This window comes from Streptomyces sp. ADI95-16 (genome assembly GCF_003721495.1).
GTDB classification, from domain to species: Bacteria; Actinomycetota; Actinomycetes; order Streptomycetales; family Streptomycetaceae; genus Streptomyces; species Streptomyces goshikiensis.
This window is the reverse complement of sequence record NZ_CP033581.1, coordinates 77,101-91,533: the sequence shown is the minus strand read 5'-3', so window position 1 is coordinate 91,533 and position 14,433 is coordinate 77,101. Positions and strand designations below refer to the sequence as shown.

Annotated in this window: 13 protein-coding genes and 2 pseudogenes; 6 read left to right on the top strand and 9 right to left on the bottom strand. The window is 70.1% G+C overall.

Features of this window, described 5'->3' with window-relative positions:
- Positions 1–691 precede the first annotated feature (691 nt).
- A complete protein-coding gene (locus EES41_RS00505) occupies positions 692–1,375 on the bottom strand; it encodes a hypothetical protein (RefSeq protein WP_123074635.1) in 684 nt (227 codons plus the stop codon).
- 308 nt (positions 1,376–1,683) lie between these two features.
- On the opposite strand from EES41_RS00505, the gene EES41_RS00500 reads away from it, so the two are divergent.
- Positions 1,684–2,196: a potassium channel family protein gene (locus EES41_RS00500; RefSeq protein WP_254211238.1), complete on the top strand. Its 513-nt coding sequence runs from the start codon at positions 1,684–1,686 to the stop codon at positions 2,194–2,196.
- 67 nt (positions 2,197–2,263) lie between these two features.
- On the opposite strand, the gene EES41_RS00495 is transcribed toward EES41_RS00500, so the two are convergent.
- A complete protein-coding gene (locus EES41_RS00495) occupies positions 2,264–3,595 on the bottom strand; it encodes an NAD(P)/FAD-dependent oxidoreductase (protein ID WP_164495664.1) in 1,332 nt (443 codons plus the stop codon).
- 160 nt (positions 3,596–3,755) lie between these two features.
- Positions 3,756–4,097 (bottom strand): cupin domain-containing protein, encoded by a 342-nt coding sequence (locus EES41_RS00490; protein WP_164495663.1) that lies wholly within the window; start codon positions 4,095–4,097, stop codon positions 3,756–3,758.
- Positions 4,098–4,467: 370 nt separating this feature from the next.
- Here EES41_RS00490 and EES41_RS00485 point away from each other — a divergent pair, with 370 nt between their 5' ends.
- Positions 4,468–5,412 (top strand): ATP-dependent DNA ligase, encoded by a 945-nt coding sequence (locus tag EES41_RS00485; protein WP_254211237.1) that lies wholly within the window; start codon positions 4,468–4,470, stop codon positions 5,410–5,412.
- A 177-nt stretch (positions 5,413–5,589) separates the two neighbouring features.
- Here the strand turns inward: EES41_RS00485 and EES41_RS00480 are convergent, their stop codons facing one another.
- Positions 5,590–6,003: a hypothetical protein gene (locus EES41_RS00480; RefSeq protein ID WP_164495662.1), complete on the bottom strand. Its 414-nt coding sequence runs from the start codon at positions 6,001–6,003 to the stop codon at positions 5,590–5,592.
- A gap of 330 nt (positions 6,004–6,333) precedes the next feature.
- On the opposite strand from EES41_RS00480, the gene EES41_RS00475 reads away from it, so the two are divergent.
- Together EES41_RS00475 and EES41_RS00470 are read left to right on the top strand one after the other, a co-directional pair.
- Entirely contained in the window at positions 6,334–6,540 is a 207-nt protein-coding gene (locus EES41_RS00475; protein WP_123074621.1) for a hypothetical protein, read from the top strand.
- Positions 6,541–6,575: 35 nt separating this feature from the next.
- Positions 6,576–7,433, top strand: coding sequence for a methionyl-tRNA formyltransferase (locus tag EES41_RS00470; RefSeq protein WP_164495661.1), 858 nt, complete (start codon positions 6,576–6,578; stop codon positions 7,431–7,433).
- A 19-nt stretch (positions 7,434–7,452) separates the two neighbouring features.
- On the opposite strand, the gene EES41_RS00465 is transcribed toward EES41_RS00470, so the two are convergent.
- The 5 genes and pseudogenes from EES41_RS00465 to EES41_RS00450 all read right to left on the bottom strand — a co-directional run bounded on the left by EES41_RS00465 (position 7,453) and on the right by EES41_RS00450 (position 11,259).
- Positions 7,453–8,757 (bottom strand): LLM class flavin-dependent oxidoreductase, encoded by a 1,305-nt coding sequence (locus EES41_RS00465; RefSeq protein ID WP_123074617.1) that lies wholly within the window; start codon positions 8,755–8,757, stop codon positions 7,453–7,455.
- A 236-nt stretch (positions 8,758–8,993) separates the two neighbouring features.
- Positions 8,994–9,284, bottom strand: a complete 291-nt coding sequence (locus tag EES41_RS00460; RefSeq protein WP_123074615.1) for a helix-turn-helix transcriptional regulator — start codon at positions 9,282–9,284, stop codon at positions 8,994–8,996.
- A gap of 384 nt (positions 9,285–9,668) precedes the next feature.
- Positions 9,669–10,015, bottom strand: a pseudogene (locus EES41_RS44055) (transcriptional regulator); the annotation flags it as partial.
- A 2-nt stretch (positions 10,016–10,017) separates the two neighbouring features.
- Positions 10,018–10,395, bottom strand: a complete 378-nt coding sequence (locus EES41_RS44050) for a helix-turn-helix transcriptional regulator (RefSeq protein WP_164495660.1) — start codon at positions 10,393–10,395, stop codon at positions 10,018–10,020.
- 69 nt (positions 10,396–10,464) lie between these two features.
- Positions 10,465–11,259 carry an SDR family NAD(P)-dependent oxidoreductase gene (locus EES41_RS00450; RefSeq protein ID WP_123074613.1) on the bottom strand — a complete coding sequence of 265 codons (795 nt, stop codon included), beginning with the start codon at positions 11,257–11,259 and terminating at the stop codon, positions 10,465–10,467.
- A 112-nt stretch (positions 11,260–11,371) separates the two neighbouring features.
- Between EES41_RS00450 and EES41_RS42565 the strand changes: the two are divergent.
- Positions 11,372–11,965: pseudogene (locus EES41_RS42565) on the top strand (FUSC family protein); the annotation flags it as partial.
- Between the two features lie 242 nt (positions 11,966–12,207).
- Positions 12,208–14,043, top strand: coding sequence for a glycoside hydrolase family 15 protein (locus EES41_RS00440; protein ID WP_123074611.1), 1,836 nt, complete (start codon positions 12,208–12,210; stop codon positions 14,041–14,043).
- The last annotated feature ends 390 nt before the right edge of the window (positions 14,044–14,433 follow it).

The window sequence follows — 14,433 nt, the reverse complement described above, 5'->3', positions numbered from 1 at the left end:
CGCTGTCCGCGAGGCTCTTCTTGCCGGTCTCATCCCGCGCCTTCCGACACGGGACCCGAGGGCATGGCGGCCTGGCCGTGCTGGTGAACTGACCTTCGCGAGGGCGTGCCCTGGTTTCTGCGGAGGCCGTTCGTCCCGGCATGAAGATCCTTTCGATGCCGGCCGCTGTGCTGGCTGCGGCCGTGAAGCCGTTCACCTCGGCCGGTTTCAACGCTGTACGTCCCGGGCGCCGGACGGCCCGGGCCGTTGCCGTGGCCGTCACCGGCTCACTAGTGCCGCTTGGCGTGGCCGGGTCGGTCCAGGCGGCCGAGGTCGTACACGAGAAGGTGTTCGACAAGCCCGGCCGATGGTCGTGGATCGGATCCGGGGAGGTCACGGTCTCGCTCTGGGGCGCCGGCAGCGCAGGTTCCGGCGGCACGTTCGGCGGGGGTGACCCGGGTACGGGAGGGTCCGGTGCGAGCGAACCAGGTGCCCAGGGCAACGGCGGGAAGGCCGGTACGGCGCCGAGTGGACGGCAACGAAGCTCCGGTGGGGGCTCGCGGTGGATGAGTCGGAGCAGGGCCGGTTGTACGACATCGCGGCCGGCTGTGGCGACACGGAGGTGGGGTTCGCCCCCGCCCCGTAGGTCAGGCACGTCAGGTGCGAGGGCCGCCCGTGAAGGGGTGGTGGCCCTCTTGTGCGTGGTCCGGCGTCAACGGGCGGCGGTCAGGGCCGTGGGGGCCAGTACCCACAGCAGGGCCCTGCCGGTCAGGGGTGTGGTGGCGATCAGGGTCAGGTAGACCTCGACCAGCGACCCGTCACCGGTGAGCACATTGAGATCGGCGGCCCATCGTGACAGCAGGTAGATGAGGGCGTCGACGATGAGCCAGGAGGCGAGGTTTGCCCCGATCCACCATTTCCAGCGTGTGGTGACCTTGCGGAGGACCAGTGACTGGGACAGGCCGAGCAGGGGTCCCAGGGCCAGGCTCTGGCTGGCGGCCAGCAGGTAGGCCGTCGAGACCGTCTGGTGGGAGCCCTGCGCGCTGATCACGGCGGGCATGATCACCAGAAGCCATGCGAGCAGCGCCGGACCGACGTTGGAGGTGACCCACACCTTGCGCGGTACGGGGACCCGCTCCTTGACGACGAGCCATTGCAGGGCTCCCAGGACTCCACCGAACAGTGCGGCACCCAGGGTCGCGATCAGGAGCGCGAGGATCACGTTACGGCTGGCCAGGTTCATGTGGAGGACGTCGTTGCCCAGCAGGATCAGCAGGAACCCGACGGTCAGCACGGTGAGAAAAGCGAGCGTGTTGTAGCCGATCCACCGCCAGTACAGGCGAGCGTCCCACCCGCTGGTCGAGGCGGGTTCGTGGCCGGAGCCGGAAGCGGTCATCACCCACTCCTCGGGAGGAAGCGGCCGTACATACCGCCCTCATGCTCGAACGCTGATCGCCCCGGACCCGGTTGGCGGCGCCGTGCGCCCTTACGGGTTCCGCTCCCGACCACCCGTGTGGCCCCTTCTCCTTGTTGCGGCAAATGCCATCGCGGACGCGCGAGCGGCCAAGTCGGTGACCTCATGGCGTGCCTGCCGCGCATTGCCCGTCTCACCGGGGAGGTTGGGCGCAGGGCATGCGCTGCGGTCGGGGTGGAGTCGTGAACGGTAACTCGGGTCGTCACCGCCGGCAGGTACTACTCGCCTCGGTGCGTTCGCTGGTAACGGCGGTACTCCTCGTGACCGCCTACTACCTGCTGCCCATGGACTCGGCCTTCACGGCCACCACCGTCCTTGCGCTCCTCGGTGGCATCGCGGCTGTGGTGGGGCTCCTGGCCTGGCAGATCTACCAGATCACACTCGCTCCGCGGCCCGGGCTGAAAGCCATGGAGGCCATGGCGATCACCGTGCCGCTGTTCGTCCTGCTCTACGCCACCGCCTGCTTCCTGCTGGAGCACACCGCGCCGGGCAGCTTCAGCGAACCTCTCTCGCGCACCGACGCGCTGTACTTCGCGATGACCGTGTTCAGCACGGTCGGGTTCGGCGACATCACCGCGCGCAGCGAGAACGCCCGGCTGCTGACCACGGGGCAGATCACGCTGAATCTACTGCTGCTCGGCGTGGCGGCCCGGCTCCTGGCCAACGCGGTCCAGCGGGGCCGGGAACGCCGTGACCAGCCTGCCGGTCCCGGTGGGAGCGGCAGCACGCCTCCCGTCCCGTGACTCGCCCCCTCGGACCTGGGCGGCGCGGCCCAGGTCCGAGAGGGTCGGGATCCAGCGGCGGTCTGGCCTACCGGCTGCCGTTGTTCAGGTAGTCGTCGATGTGACGGGCGGTGTGGTAGCCGCTCTGGATCGCCCCGTCGATGAAGGAACGCCACCCGATGGCCGAGTCGGCGCCCGCGAAGAACAGCCGTCCTTCGGTGGTGCGCAGGTCGGGCAGGATGCCGGCGAGCTGTCCGGGCCGGTAGATGCACCAGGTGCCCAGGGAGAGCGGGTCGTTGGACCAGTCCCATCCGACGATGGATTCGACCTCGACGCCGGGCAGCAGCGGCTGCAGGGCTTCCTGCATGCCGGCGGTGTCGTCGAAGGCGGACATGGGCAGGCGGTCCGGGTTGCTGGAGAACGCGACCACCCAGGTGCCTTCCGGGCCCCCCTGCGCGTAGGTGACCACCCAGTTGACCGCGTAAGCCTCCGGGGCGAGCACGCTCACGTTCCCGATGTCGCCCTTGACCTTGACGATGCTCTTGCGGCCGGCGCCAGCGTGCCGCTCGTCAGCGGCCCTCCGCTTGGTGTCGGACAGGCGGGGCTCGAACTCCACGCTGTTCAGGACGTTCATCGGCAGCGCGATCACAGCCGTGGGCGCGGTGATCGTGTCACCGTCGGCGAGCTCGACGCGTACCTCGCCGTCGCTCTGGACGACACGAGTGACGTGCGAGTTGAGGCGGATGTCGGCGAGCGTGGCCTGCCCGGCGATGCCGTCGATCAGCTCGCGCGTGCCCTTCACGAGCTTCGTAGCCGTCAGGGCGGCCGATGCCTGCTCGGCGCTCCACCCCGACAGGGCGTAAGTGCGCAGGTACTCGGTGACCGCGGACTTGTCGAGCGGGCCGAGCGCGACCGCGCAGCACATCGCTTCCAGCCAGTCGTACAGCACCGGATCGGCCTTCACGGTCGCCAGCTGTTCGCGGAACGACCGGTCGCCGATGCCTTGTGGGTCCGGGCCCCAGGCTTCCGTGTAGGGCTCTGGGAACAGGGTTCTGCCGGGCGAGCAGAACTGGTCGAGCAGTTCCATGGCGCGGGCGACGTCGTCGTCGGAGAGGTCCACGACACGTCCGCCGGACACGACGGCCTGCCGCAGCCCTTCCATGACCGGCAGCGGCTCGGTTTCGAGGCCGTAGCGCTGGATCTCCGCCCACACGTTCGGCTGCAGCGGATGCACCCAGGTGCCGCCGAACTCCATCGGGTGCCCGTCGTGGTCCTTCGTGTAGGTCCGGCCGCCCAGCCGGTCACGCGATTCGACCAGCACCGTGCGGCGTCCGCGCATGGTCAGCTCACGCGCGGCCGTCACACCGGCGAATCCACCACCGATGATCACGGCATCCGGACGAGACTCTCCCTTGCTCACTCTTGGTTCCCTTCGGTCTTCCGGGGCGAGGTTCAAACCGTCGCCCGTCGTTGGTCGGTGACGGCGGCCGCGCGCCGCTCTTCCGGGGTGTTCGGGCCGGCCGGTTGCCGTGGCGGTCCGCTCGGCGTCGATGGCGCCGGCCGTTCGCCGCGGCCCGTGGTCAGGCGATGACGAAGAACTTCACGAAGGGCGAGCGGGTGCGCCAGGTCGCGCTGAACCCGTCCGGGAAGGAGTAGATGCCCCCGGCGATGAGGTTGATCTTCTTGCCGTCGGAGGTCTCCAGCTCCGCTTCCCCCTGCAGGACGTGGAACGTGTCGGAACCCGTGACGTTGTAGGGGATCTCCGCGCCGATCTCGGCGTCGGTCCTCCACAGCCCCGCCATCAGCCCGCCTTCCTTCTGCACCAGGAAGTGGACCTGCCCCATCTCCCGGCCCTCCTCGACGAACGGCTCCCAGGAATCCGTTGTGATGGACGAGGTCGAAACACCAGGAAAATCCGCCATGAAACCCTCCGCATGGAGACAAACTTCCGACCGGAGCAGCAGACCAGACATCACCACCGCTGGTGATGAGGCTGGCGGGGACGATCCCTCCGATGCCGGTACCGCACTGTCCAGGGCGCCATCGCTCGTGAACCAAAGGTTCGACGGTGGTGCAGAGAAGCCATCGAACATGCTGCCGATATGAGGTTGGTGGGAATCCGCTCTGCCAGAAGTGCCGCGTCCCGGCTTGTGGAGTCACAGCGGCAGCCGGCCCACCCCGGAGCCTGACTGGGCAGGGCCCTCTGGCCGTATCCACGCGCCATACATGCCTGGCTGGGGGAGGCTGTCGGGTGCCAGGCCCGGAGCAGGCGGTGCAAGAGGCCATCCCCGAGTGGTTCTCACCCCGCCCTTCGCGCCGATGCTCGCCCAGGCCGCCGGGTACGTCCCCGGCTCCGGCGTCCTGGCGAGCGGCTTCGCGGCGGAGCAGAAGTTCGACGGCCACCGCGCGACCCTCTTCACCCCCGCCGGCCCCGGCGGCCGGCTGCTCCTGCAGACCCGGCGCGGCTCCCTCGTCCAAGACCGATTCCCCGACTTGGTCGCAGCCGCCGGACGTCCTGGTCCTCGACGGCGAGCTCATCGTCTGGGACACCGCAGCCGGCCGGCTGTCCTTCGAAGCCCTCCAGCCCACGGCCGCACCGCCATCGCGCTCGCCGCGAAGAGCCCAGCGTTCTTCATCGCCTTCGGCGTCATGCAGGAGGACGGCCAAGAGCTCCTCACTGGCCCGTACGCCGAGTGGCGCACCCTGCTGGAAGGGCTGTTCTCCGAGTACGCCCTGACGTCCCCGTGGACGCCCTGCCCGCAGACGACGGACCTGGCCAAGGCGCGGGAGTGGCTGGAGCCCTGGACGGACGTGTCCGGGGTGGAGGGGATCCTGCTCAAGCCCCTGAACGGCCGCTACCTGCCCGGGTACCGGGGGTGGACCAAGATCAGGAGGCGGGACACCACGGAGATCATCGTCGGCGCGATCACCGGCACCCTGACCCGTCCGCAGCTTCCCGTCCTCGGCCGGCACAACCAGGACGGCTGGCTGCGCGCGGTCGGCCGCACCGTACCGCTGTGCCCGGACGCGGCCCGGCAGGTCGCCGATCATCTCACCGCGGCCGCGGCCGGGCACCTGTGGGAGGGCGTGCGCTTCTCGGCGACGTGGGGGAGCCGCGACGTCCTGGACACCACCCTCGTCCACCCCGCCCTGGTCGCCGAGGTCAGCGCCGACCGGGCCATCGACTACGGCGGCATCCACCGCCACCGGCTGCGCTTTCAGCGGCTGCGCCTGTAGGTGACGGTGTAGGACGTTCCGGTCAGGGGCCGGCCGCGGCCGCCGGCTGAGCGGCCGCGGGACGGGGCGGGGCTGGCGGCCGGATAGTCCTGGCCACGGTTTCGGGTGCGGGGGATGGGCCGCGTGCCGGCACTGTGCAGGGAACCCGTCGTGCCGGCGCGTGGCCCGGGGAGGGGGTTAGGGGACGACGATGGAGAAGGAGGCGTCTTCGTAGACGCCGGGCTTGCCGGTGATGACGAGGAAGGTGTCGGTGCGGGTCCCGCACGAGGGGTGCGGCCACATCGAGATCCGGACGTCGTATTCGAAGCTGATGTACTGCAGGGTGGCGGTCGGGACGAGCTTGCGGATGTCGAGGTCCTTGTCCTCCAGCTCGACGCAGTAATGGCCTGCCGCGGGCTTGGTGACGGCCTCGACGCCCTTGGACCGGTTGACGCTGCCGTTGGCGTTGACCACGGCCGCGGCCTGCGCGTAGGGGGCGGTCACCTTCGCGGAGCCGGGCGGTGCGGCCACCGCTGTCCCCGCCCAGGTTCCGCCAGCCAGGAGGCCGAGAGCGACGCTGGTCCACACGGCTGCGCGGGTCCTCTTGCTCATGGTCATGTGCAGTTTTCCCCTCTGTGGTGGGTGCCTGCGGCCTCCCCGGGCCGCCAGCACACCCGAAGCTAGTGGTGCCGCCACGGCCTTCATCGTCCTCACACGGTGAAACCACCGGCTGAGGGGGCGCGGGAGGTGCTCCTCGCGGACCGCTGCGCGCCTTCGGCGCGTGGGCTGCGGGTTGCCACGGGTGGTGGGTTTGCTCCGCGTCCGGGGACACACCACAGGTGTGCAGTGGCGTTTCGCCGGTGAACCGTGCGCCCCGGGCGGGTGAACCGGCCCCTGCGGGGTTGTCCCTGGCCGAGTTGCAGCGGATGCAACCGGCTCGTGATGATCATGATGCGGGCCCCGGTCGCGGCCGAGGTCCTTGTCCTGTCCCTGCCTGCCACCACCGCGCACGCCACCGAGGAGCGCACGGTGCCGCAGGTCCTCCCGATCGGTGTCGCGGTGTCCGCGCTGCCGGTCGCGGTGGAGGACCGTACCGGCTACCAGCGCACCGCCTTCAGGCACTGGAATGCCGTGGGACGGCGACGGTGAGATATAGGCCTGAGTAGCTGGCTAGCATGTGGCGGGTGAATCTCCAGCCGTTACGTGTCGTTGTGTTGAGCGCCTTGATGACCGGGTACCGCCTGGTGGCGGATTGGGCGGAGCGGCATGGTCATCAGCTGGTGCTGGTGGTGACGCCCCCGGCGGGGGCGGGCCTGCGTTACGGCAGGCGAGCGAATCCTTTTGTGCTCGATCTGCCGAGGCAATCCCATGTTCTGGTGACCGGGTCCCTGGCTACCGTCGCCGCCCCGGTGGCCGCCGCTCTGGCACCCGATCTGGTGATCTCGGCCGCGTTCCCGCGCAGGATTCCGCCCCAGCTACTGGCCGTTCCCCGCCACGGGGCGCTCAACTTGCACCCCTCGGCCCTGCCGGCGGGGCGCGGTCCGAACCCGTTCCGGCTCGTCTACGAGGGGGCGTCCACGATCGGGGCGACCTTGCACCGGACCGCGGAGGACTTCGACACCGGCCCCGTGCTGAGCGTCCGTGAGGCGCCCCTGCCCACCGAACTGAGCGCCGTCGCACTGCGTTCGGCCTCGGTCGACTTGATGGCCCAGGTCTTGGAGGAAGGGGCCGAGCGCGCGGTGGCGGGCGACCCCGGCATCGTGCAGAACGCGGACCAGGCGTCTCACACGCCGCCGTTCACCGATGCCGAGCAGCTCATCGACTTCACCGAACCGGCACGCATGCTGCAGCGCAAGGTGGCGGCCCTCAACGTGCTCGGGCCCCGTGCAGCGGCCTGCGTCGACGGGCTCCGGGTTCAGATCGGCCACCTTCAGGAGTCGGGGAGCGGCACGCGGGCGGAGCCGGGGGAGGTACTGGCCCGGCATGGTGACGGATGGACCGTACAGGCCGCGGACCATGCCGTCCGGGTCTACTCGCCGTGACCTCGCCAGACGTACCGACTCAGGGCGCGGGACGCGCTGCTGCCACAGGTCCCGGCGTTCCGGCCGGGCGGGCAGGAGTCCTTGCACTGAGCCCTCCCGGGTTGCCGTAGTGCTGCGGGAGGCGCGGCACTACGCGGGTCATGAACGATTCCATCTGCGCACAGACCCGCTGGCTGTCATGGGTGAAGAAGTCGAACCAGAGCATGAGCCGGTCCTCGGGTTGGAAGCGGCTGGTGATCTGCTCGGCGATGTCGGCGGCGGTTCCGATCAGCGCGTTGTCGGCCGCCGCCGCGATGCGAGCGGGGCTCAGTGTGCCCTCCAGCGCCTGCCAGTAGGCTGCCAGCCGCATCTCGGCGTCCGCGCGCGCGGCCGCCCGGTTGTCGCCTGCGGACCGGCCGGGCTCGTCCTGAAGGAACACGAACACGGTGCGGGGCATGTACTCGCGCCGCCAGGGTCCGCCCGCCGGGTGGTACGCCCGTTCCATGCGCGCGTGAGTCGCCTCGATGACCGCGGGCGGGGTGATGCTGAGGTTGAACACCTTCACCGGACGGAAGCGGTTCAGCCGCGCCTGCAGGGCGTGGTCCTGCGATCCCAGAACGAGTTCGAGAAGCTCCGGGCGGGCGATCTCCGGTACCGCCCTGACGGGTTCGAACTCCCACTGGCGGGGCACCACGATGCGCTCTCCCACCGGCCCCTTCGCCTTCCATGCCCGCCGGTACGCGTCCAGGTCACCAAAGTGCTCGGGCCGCAGCTCCGCCTCGGGGACATCGTCACTGGCGAGGGCCTCGCCGGCCAGCAGCCGTACGAAGATCTCGGCCGCCTCCGCGGCGACGGCCGAGCGCACCTGCGGCCATGCCTCCCGCTCCCACTCGGCGCGCGGGCCGATCCCACTGAGCCGGTTGATGTAGTCGAAGCGCCCCCCGGCGAACCCGACACGGATCCGCCGCCTCTCCGCCGGATCGAGCCCGTGCCAGCCGAGGAGCGCTGCGACCCGCTCGGCGGCGGCCAGAGGCCCACCCTGACCAACGATGTTCATGATCGCGGACCCCACCTCGATCCGTTCCGTCCGGGCCAGGATCTGACCCGCGAGCTGGCAGAAGTCCGTGTTCAGCCCCACCTCTCCCCGCCAGTGCGGAATCACCGGTCGCCGGTGCGACCTTTGCAGCTCGCTGCTGAAATGACTGCCGGCCACCCATACCGCGTCGAACCCCAACCCGTCCGCGACCCGAGCTTGTTCGAGGAAGTTGCGCAGAACCACCGCATGCGGAGGCAGGATCCCGCCAGGCTGCGCCTGAGTCAGGCTGCAGAAGATGTCGAACCGCACGCATGCGCTCCCAGTCGCTTGCCTCGCACAGGTCGGTCGACGCTACTGCGCGTGCATGGCCGCCCGACAGATACGGAATCCGGCCTGCAGAGCAGGTTGGCGTCAGCCAGATCAAGGCCTTCAGTGTGCGATGCCGCTCTACCGCCGGAGGCGGGCCGTATCCGGAGGGTGCGCTATGCCAGGCCCGCCTCGGGTGACTCGTGATACCGCACGGGCAGCGGCCGGAGGGGCCCCGATCAGTGCTTCGCTTCCCGGCTGCGCTGCTCTTTGTCGATCCGGGCACGCTTCCACAGGACGAGCAGGGGTGCGGGGTCGGCCCCGCACCCCTGCTCGTAGGCGACGACCACGGCCGCCTCCGGCACGGTGTTGCCGGAGGCGGCCCGCCGGAGGGTCTGACGGGAGAACCGCGCCGTGGCGGCGAGTTCCGCGTAGCTGATCCCGGCGGTGCGCCGCACGCCGCGCAGCCCGGTGGCGAGGATGCCCGCGGGCCGGCTCGGCTGGCTTACCGGGAGTTCCGGCCGGCCCATGTCCGTTCCCTTTCTTAAGCGTTGGGGTTGAGCCAGCCGGTGAGGACGGTGTGCAGGGTGCGGCCGGTGCTCAGGCGTACCGAGGCCGCTCCGGCCGCGCCCGCGCCGGCGCTCAGCATGAGCGCGTCGAGGGTGGGTGTTCCGGTGGCGACCAGGGCCGTGCCCGAGACGGTCGAGCCGGGGGGTGACGACGAGCGCCTGGGCGAAGGGCGCCTGGCGGGGGCCTTGAGCGGGTCGCCGGTGGTGAGGCCGGGACTGCCCGGAAGGTCAGCGCGCGCGGTCGTCGGCCGGCATCGGGGAAGGCGTCTCGGTGGCCCAGGCCAGCAGCATCCGCAGGGCGTCGTGCGAGGGGCTGCCCGGCTCGGCGGCGTACGTGATCAAGGCTTGATCCGGGTCGTCCGTTGGGCGCAGGGTTTCGTAGGCGAGTTCCAGATCGCCGACCACCGGATGGTGGAATCGCTTGGTACCGGAGGTCTTGTCCTGCACCGGGTGCTCGGTTCGCCGATCAAGCTCGCCAACTGGGGGTCCTCGGGGTGCCGTCCTGCGGCCAGGTGGAGGTAGGCCACGTTCTCGCGGGCGCAGGAGGCCCAGTCCGCATACAGTTCCCGGGACGTCTCGTCGAGGAAGGTGATCCGGGCGATGTTGCGCTCGGCTCGGTCCAGCTCCGCGTAGTCGCCGAAGAGGGCGACCGCTGCCGTGTTCCAGGCCAGTATGTCCATGCGTCGGCCCATCACTACCGCCGGCATGTCCACCAGGTCGTCCAGCAACCGCTGGAGCATAGGGCGCACGCGTTGCGGCCGGGGCTGGCTCCGGGGGACGTGCCGGGCGGCGGACTGCGGTCGGACGAGGCGGTGCAGTGCCGGGTGGCATCCCCGTCCAGCCGCAGGGCGCGGGCGAGGGCGTCGAGTACCGCGCCGGAGGGGTTGGGTACGCGGCCCTGTTCCATCCGGGTGTAGTAGTCGACGCTCACTCCGGCGAGCTGTGCGATCTCCTCGCGGCGCAGGCCCGCGACCCGGCGCTGGCCTCCGAAGTCGGGCAGTGCAACGTCTTCGAGGTGCAGGAGGGAGCGGCGGGTGCGGAGGAACTCGCCCAGGCTGATAGCTGTGCTCATACGGCGATTGTCGCCGGTCGTGATGGGTGGCTGCCTGGCCCTGCTGGGGCCAGGCAGCCGCCCCCGCTGTCAGGAGGCGGGGATGGCGGTCGCCAGGCCCCCGTCGACGGCGATGTCCTGGGCGGTGATGTAGGACGACCGCGGGGAAAGGAGGAAGGCCACGGTCTCGGCGATGTCCTGGGCCTGGCCGAGCCGCCTCAGCGGCACCTGGGCGCGGATGGCCTCGTGCGAGGCAGGGTCCGGGTTGGCGGCATCGAACATCTCGGTGACGATATAGCCCGGGCTGATCGAGTTGACCCGGATGCCGCGCCCGGCGAGATCACTGCCCAGCGTGCGGGCCAGATTGTGGACGGCAGCCTTCGTGGCCGCGTACACCGGTGCGACGGCCAGGCCCCGGTGCAGGGTCCACGAGGCGTTGATCACGATGGAACCGCCACCCGCCGCGTCGAGCAGCGGCAGCACCTTCTGGACCGTGAAGAACACGCCCTTGAAGTTGACGTCGACACTGAGATCGAAGTCCCGCTCGGTGACCTCGCCACTGCGCTGGAACACGCCGACCCCGGCATTGGCGAACACGCCGTCCAGACGTCCGTGTCGTTCACGGATCAGGGCAGCCAAGCGGTCGAGATCGGTGAGGCTGGCGGAGTCGGCCCGGACCGTGAGCAGACGGGCACCCTGGTCGGACGCCTTGTCCAATTGCTCGGCTGCGCGGTCGAGGCGGGCATCGTCGCGGCCGGTGATGACGATTTGGGCGCCGGCTTCCAAGAGTAGACGCGCGGTTGCCAGGCCCATCCCGCTGGTTCCGCCGGTGATCAGGACAACACGGTCGTGGAAGCCGGTCACATCACTGTTGTTGTTGGTCATGACCCCAGCTTCGCCACCGGCCTCCGGGCCAGCCAGGGCCAGATCAACCTGGGTCTCCCAGAGCCCCCTTCTGCGGGCAGCCGATACAGCCTCCACCACTCCGCCCTGGACGGACTGGCTCGCCGCCGAGGGTCGTTACGCTGCCGCGGTGCTCCGCAGCTACGCCGAACCGAACCGGGAACATCACGCCGACATGCGCAGGGCACTGCTGGCGAGCAGGGAGGCACGTGCCGCCTGGCAGGATACATACGACCAGGCGAGGCAGGAACCGGTCCGCCCCAGGGGCCTGACGTCGCGCGAGGCGGAGGAGGCGCAGGAGGCGCTCAAGGGGTTCGGCCGGGTGGCGATGCTCATGGAGAGCCACGTCCCGCGGGCCGACAGCCGTCCCGTCCCCGAGGCGGAGCGGTTCGCCGAGGCCATGGAGGGATACCGCGCAGGCGGCGGTCGATGTGCGCGAGCACAGGAATCCGGACTGGGCGCGCGTGGAGGAGGCGCTCCACGCGTGGGAGGGCGCCGCCGCCGGGGACGGGAGCCCGGTGGTGCGGCGCGGGGCGGAAATGCAGAAGCAAGCCTTGGAGGACCTCGCGACGGTCGTGAGCCGTACACCCCTGGAACGGACGTCGGCTCCGCTCGCGAGGAGCAACGGGTGCGGGCGGCCGCGGCGGCGGAAGGTGACGGATCAGGACTTGCCCACCGGGGTGGGTGACGGGCTCCGGCGACGGGGAGCGCCGCACCTCCAGGAGCGGGAAGTAGTCTCCCGGCACCTCGGCATGGTGCGCACCAACCGCCCCTGCCGAAGCGCCAGCAGCAATGGGAGCAGGGTGGCCTGAAGCGAGTCGGCCCAGTCCTGTCCGCACGGCTCCGTCAGGCCCCGGCCTCGATGAGAGGTTTAGCATGGGGAGCAAGGCTTCATCTCCTGGCCCGGGCCGTAGCAGCAGGGAGGCCCGCATGGCGTTTGACACGGCTGGTTTCGCGCAGGCGGACGGCGGTCGCTACATCCCGATCTCCGAGCACGGCCTGATCGGCGATCTCCGTACCGCCGCCCTGGTCGGCACGAACGGCACCATCGACTGGTACTGCTGCCCGCGCTTCGATGCGCCCAGCGTCTTCGGGGCCATCCTCGACGCCGACCGGGGTGGGGCGTTCGAGTTGGCCGCCGAGGCCCCGACCCGCACCAGACAGTTCTATTTCCCCGACACGAACGTGCTGATCACACGGTTCTTCGCCGCGGACGGGGTAGCGGAGATCCAGGACTTCATGCCCGTGGTCGACGAGTCGCGCGAGGCGGCCCGGCACCGGCTGATCCGGCGGGTGATCTGCGTCCGCGGAACCCTCCCGTTCAGGGCACGGATCGCCCCCCGCTTCGGCTACGGCGCCGAAGCCCACACCACGCACCTCGAAGGCCACACGGCGGTGTTCCGCTCCCCGTCACTGACGCTCGCGCTGACTGCCACCGCACCGCTGGAAGCCGACGGCCCGGACGTGTGGTCGCACTTCAAGCTCCTTGAGGGCGAGTCCCACGTCTTCGCCCTCGACCAGGTCGGCGACGACGTCCCGCCTCGGGCGTGCCCGCGCGCCGAGGCGCAGGAGCAGGCCGAGGCGACCGTCCGGTTCTGGCGCCACTGGCTGGCCGGCTCGCGCTACCACGGGCGGTGGCGGGAGATGGTGAACCGCTCCGCGCTGGTGCTGAAGCTGCTCACTTATGCACCGACCGGCGCGATCGTTGCCGCACCGACCACGAGCCTGCCCGAGCAGATCGGCGGCGAGCGCAACTGGGACTACCGCTATGTCTGGGTCCGCGACGCCGCCTTCTGCGTCTATGCGATGCTGCGCCTGGGGTTCACCTCGGAGGCCGAGGCGTTCATGGGGTTTATCTCCGAGCGGGGCATCCTGCAGGGCACGGGGGAGACCGGTCCGCTGCAGATCATGTACGGCATCGACGGGCGCACCGAGCTGCCCGAGTACGAGCTTCCGCACCTGGAGGGATACCTCGGCTCCGGACCGGTCCGGGTGGGCAACGCGGCCACTGGCCAGCTCCAGCTGGACATCTACGGCGCCCTGATCGACTCGATCTACCTCTACGACAAGTGGGGGCAGCCGATCAGCAGTGACCGCTGGGACCAGGTCGGTGCCGTCGTGGACTGGCTGTGCGAGCACTGGGACCAGCCCGACGAAGGGGTGTGGGAGACCAGGGCGGGCCGGCGGGACTTCGTCTACTCGCGGTTGATGTGCTGGGTGGCCCTGGAACGCGCGATGCGCATGGCGAACCGCCGCGGTCTGCCGGCGGACCTGAACCACTGGCGGGAGTCCCGGGACATGATCTACCGGCAGATCATGGCACGCGGATGGTCGGCCGAGCGGGGGGCGTTCGTCCAGGGGCTGGACGACCAGGTGCTCGACGCCTCGCTGCTGATGATGCCGATGGCCAAGTTCGTCTCGCCCACCGACCCCAAGTGGCTCTCCACCCTGGACGCCCTCACCAGCGACCTGGTCTCCGACTCGCTGGTGTACCGCTATGACCCGACCGCCAGCCCGGACGGACTGCACGGACCCGAAGGCACCTTCTCGATCTGTTCCTTCTGGTACGTGGAGGCGCTGGCCCGCGCGGGCCGGCTGGAGGAAGCCAGGCTCGCCTTCGAGAAGATGCTCACCTACGCCAACCACCTCGGTCTGTTCGCGGAGGAGATCGGCCCGACCGGCGAACAACTGGGCAACTTTCCCCAGGCCTTCACCCACCTCTCACTGATCAGCGCTGCCTTCAACCTCGACCGCGCGCTCGGCTGACGCGGCAGCACCCCCGCTCCGGCAGTGCCCGACACGTCACTGCGGGTAGACGACTGGCCCTCGGACAGTGCGCCGGGCCGGTCCCGCGCCGGATCAGCCGGCACCGGTCCCGGGCGCTGCCTGCGGAGCGCCGTCAGCGTGAGCCGTGGTGACCTGGTTCTGATGAGGTGCGTTCCGGGGGTGAGCTTTCGGAGGGGCCTTGACCCCGGATTTTGGACACCGGAGACACTTGGATCTTGATGGTCCAGGAGAACGGAGTCCCCGTGGGGATGAAGCATTACCCCGCCGAGCAAGGCGGACGCGGTCGCGTCGTACCGGTCGAGGCCGGGAGCCACGATCCGACGGTCGCCGCCCCGGCTCCCACTCGACACAGCCAGCCGCCTCGCAGGC

Coding starts and splice junctions, on each gene's coding strand:
- EES41_RS00480 (WP_164495662.1), bottom strand. CDS start 6,003: ATGAGCAAGAGGACCCGCGCAGCCGTGTGGACCAGCGTCGCTCTCGGC.
- EES41_RS00440 (WP_123074611.1), top strand. CDS start 12,208: ATGGCGTTTGACACGGCTGGTTTCGCGCAGGCGGACGGCGGTCGCTAC.
- EES41_RS00505 (WP_123074635.1), bottom strand. CDS start 1,375: ATGACCGCTTCCGGCTCCGGCCACGAACCCGCCTCGACCAGCGGGTGG.
- EES41_RS00475 (WP_123074621.1), top strand. CDS start 6,334: ATGATCATGATGCGGGCCCCGGTCGCGGCCGAGGTCCTTGTCCTGTCC.
- EES41_RS00450 (WP_123074613.1), bottom strand. CDS start 11,259: ATGACCAACAACAACAGTGATGTGACCGGCTTCCACGACCGTGTTGTC.
- EES41_RS00460 (WP_123074615.1), bottom strand. CDS start 9,284: ATGGGCCGGCCGGAACTCCCGGTAAGCCAGCCGAGCCGGCCCGCGGGC.
- EES41_RS44050 (WP_164495660.1), bottom strand. CDS start 10,395: ATGAGCACAGCTATCAGCCTGGGCGAGTTCCTCCGCACCCGCCGCTCC.
- EES41_RS00490 (WP_164495663.1), bottom strand. CDS start 4,097: ATGGCGGATTTTCCTGGTGTTTCGACCTCGTCCATCACAACGGATTCC.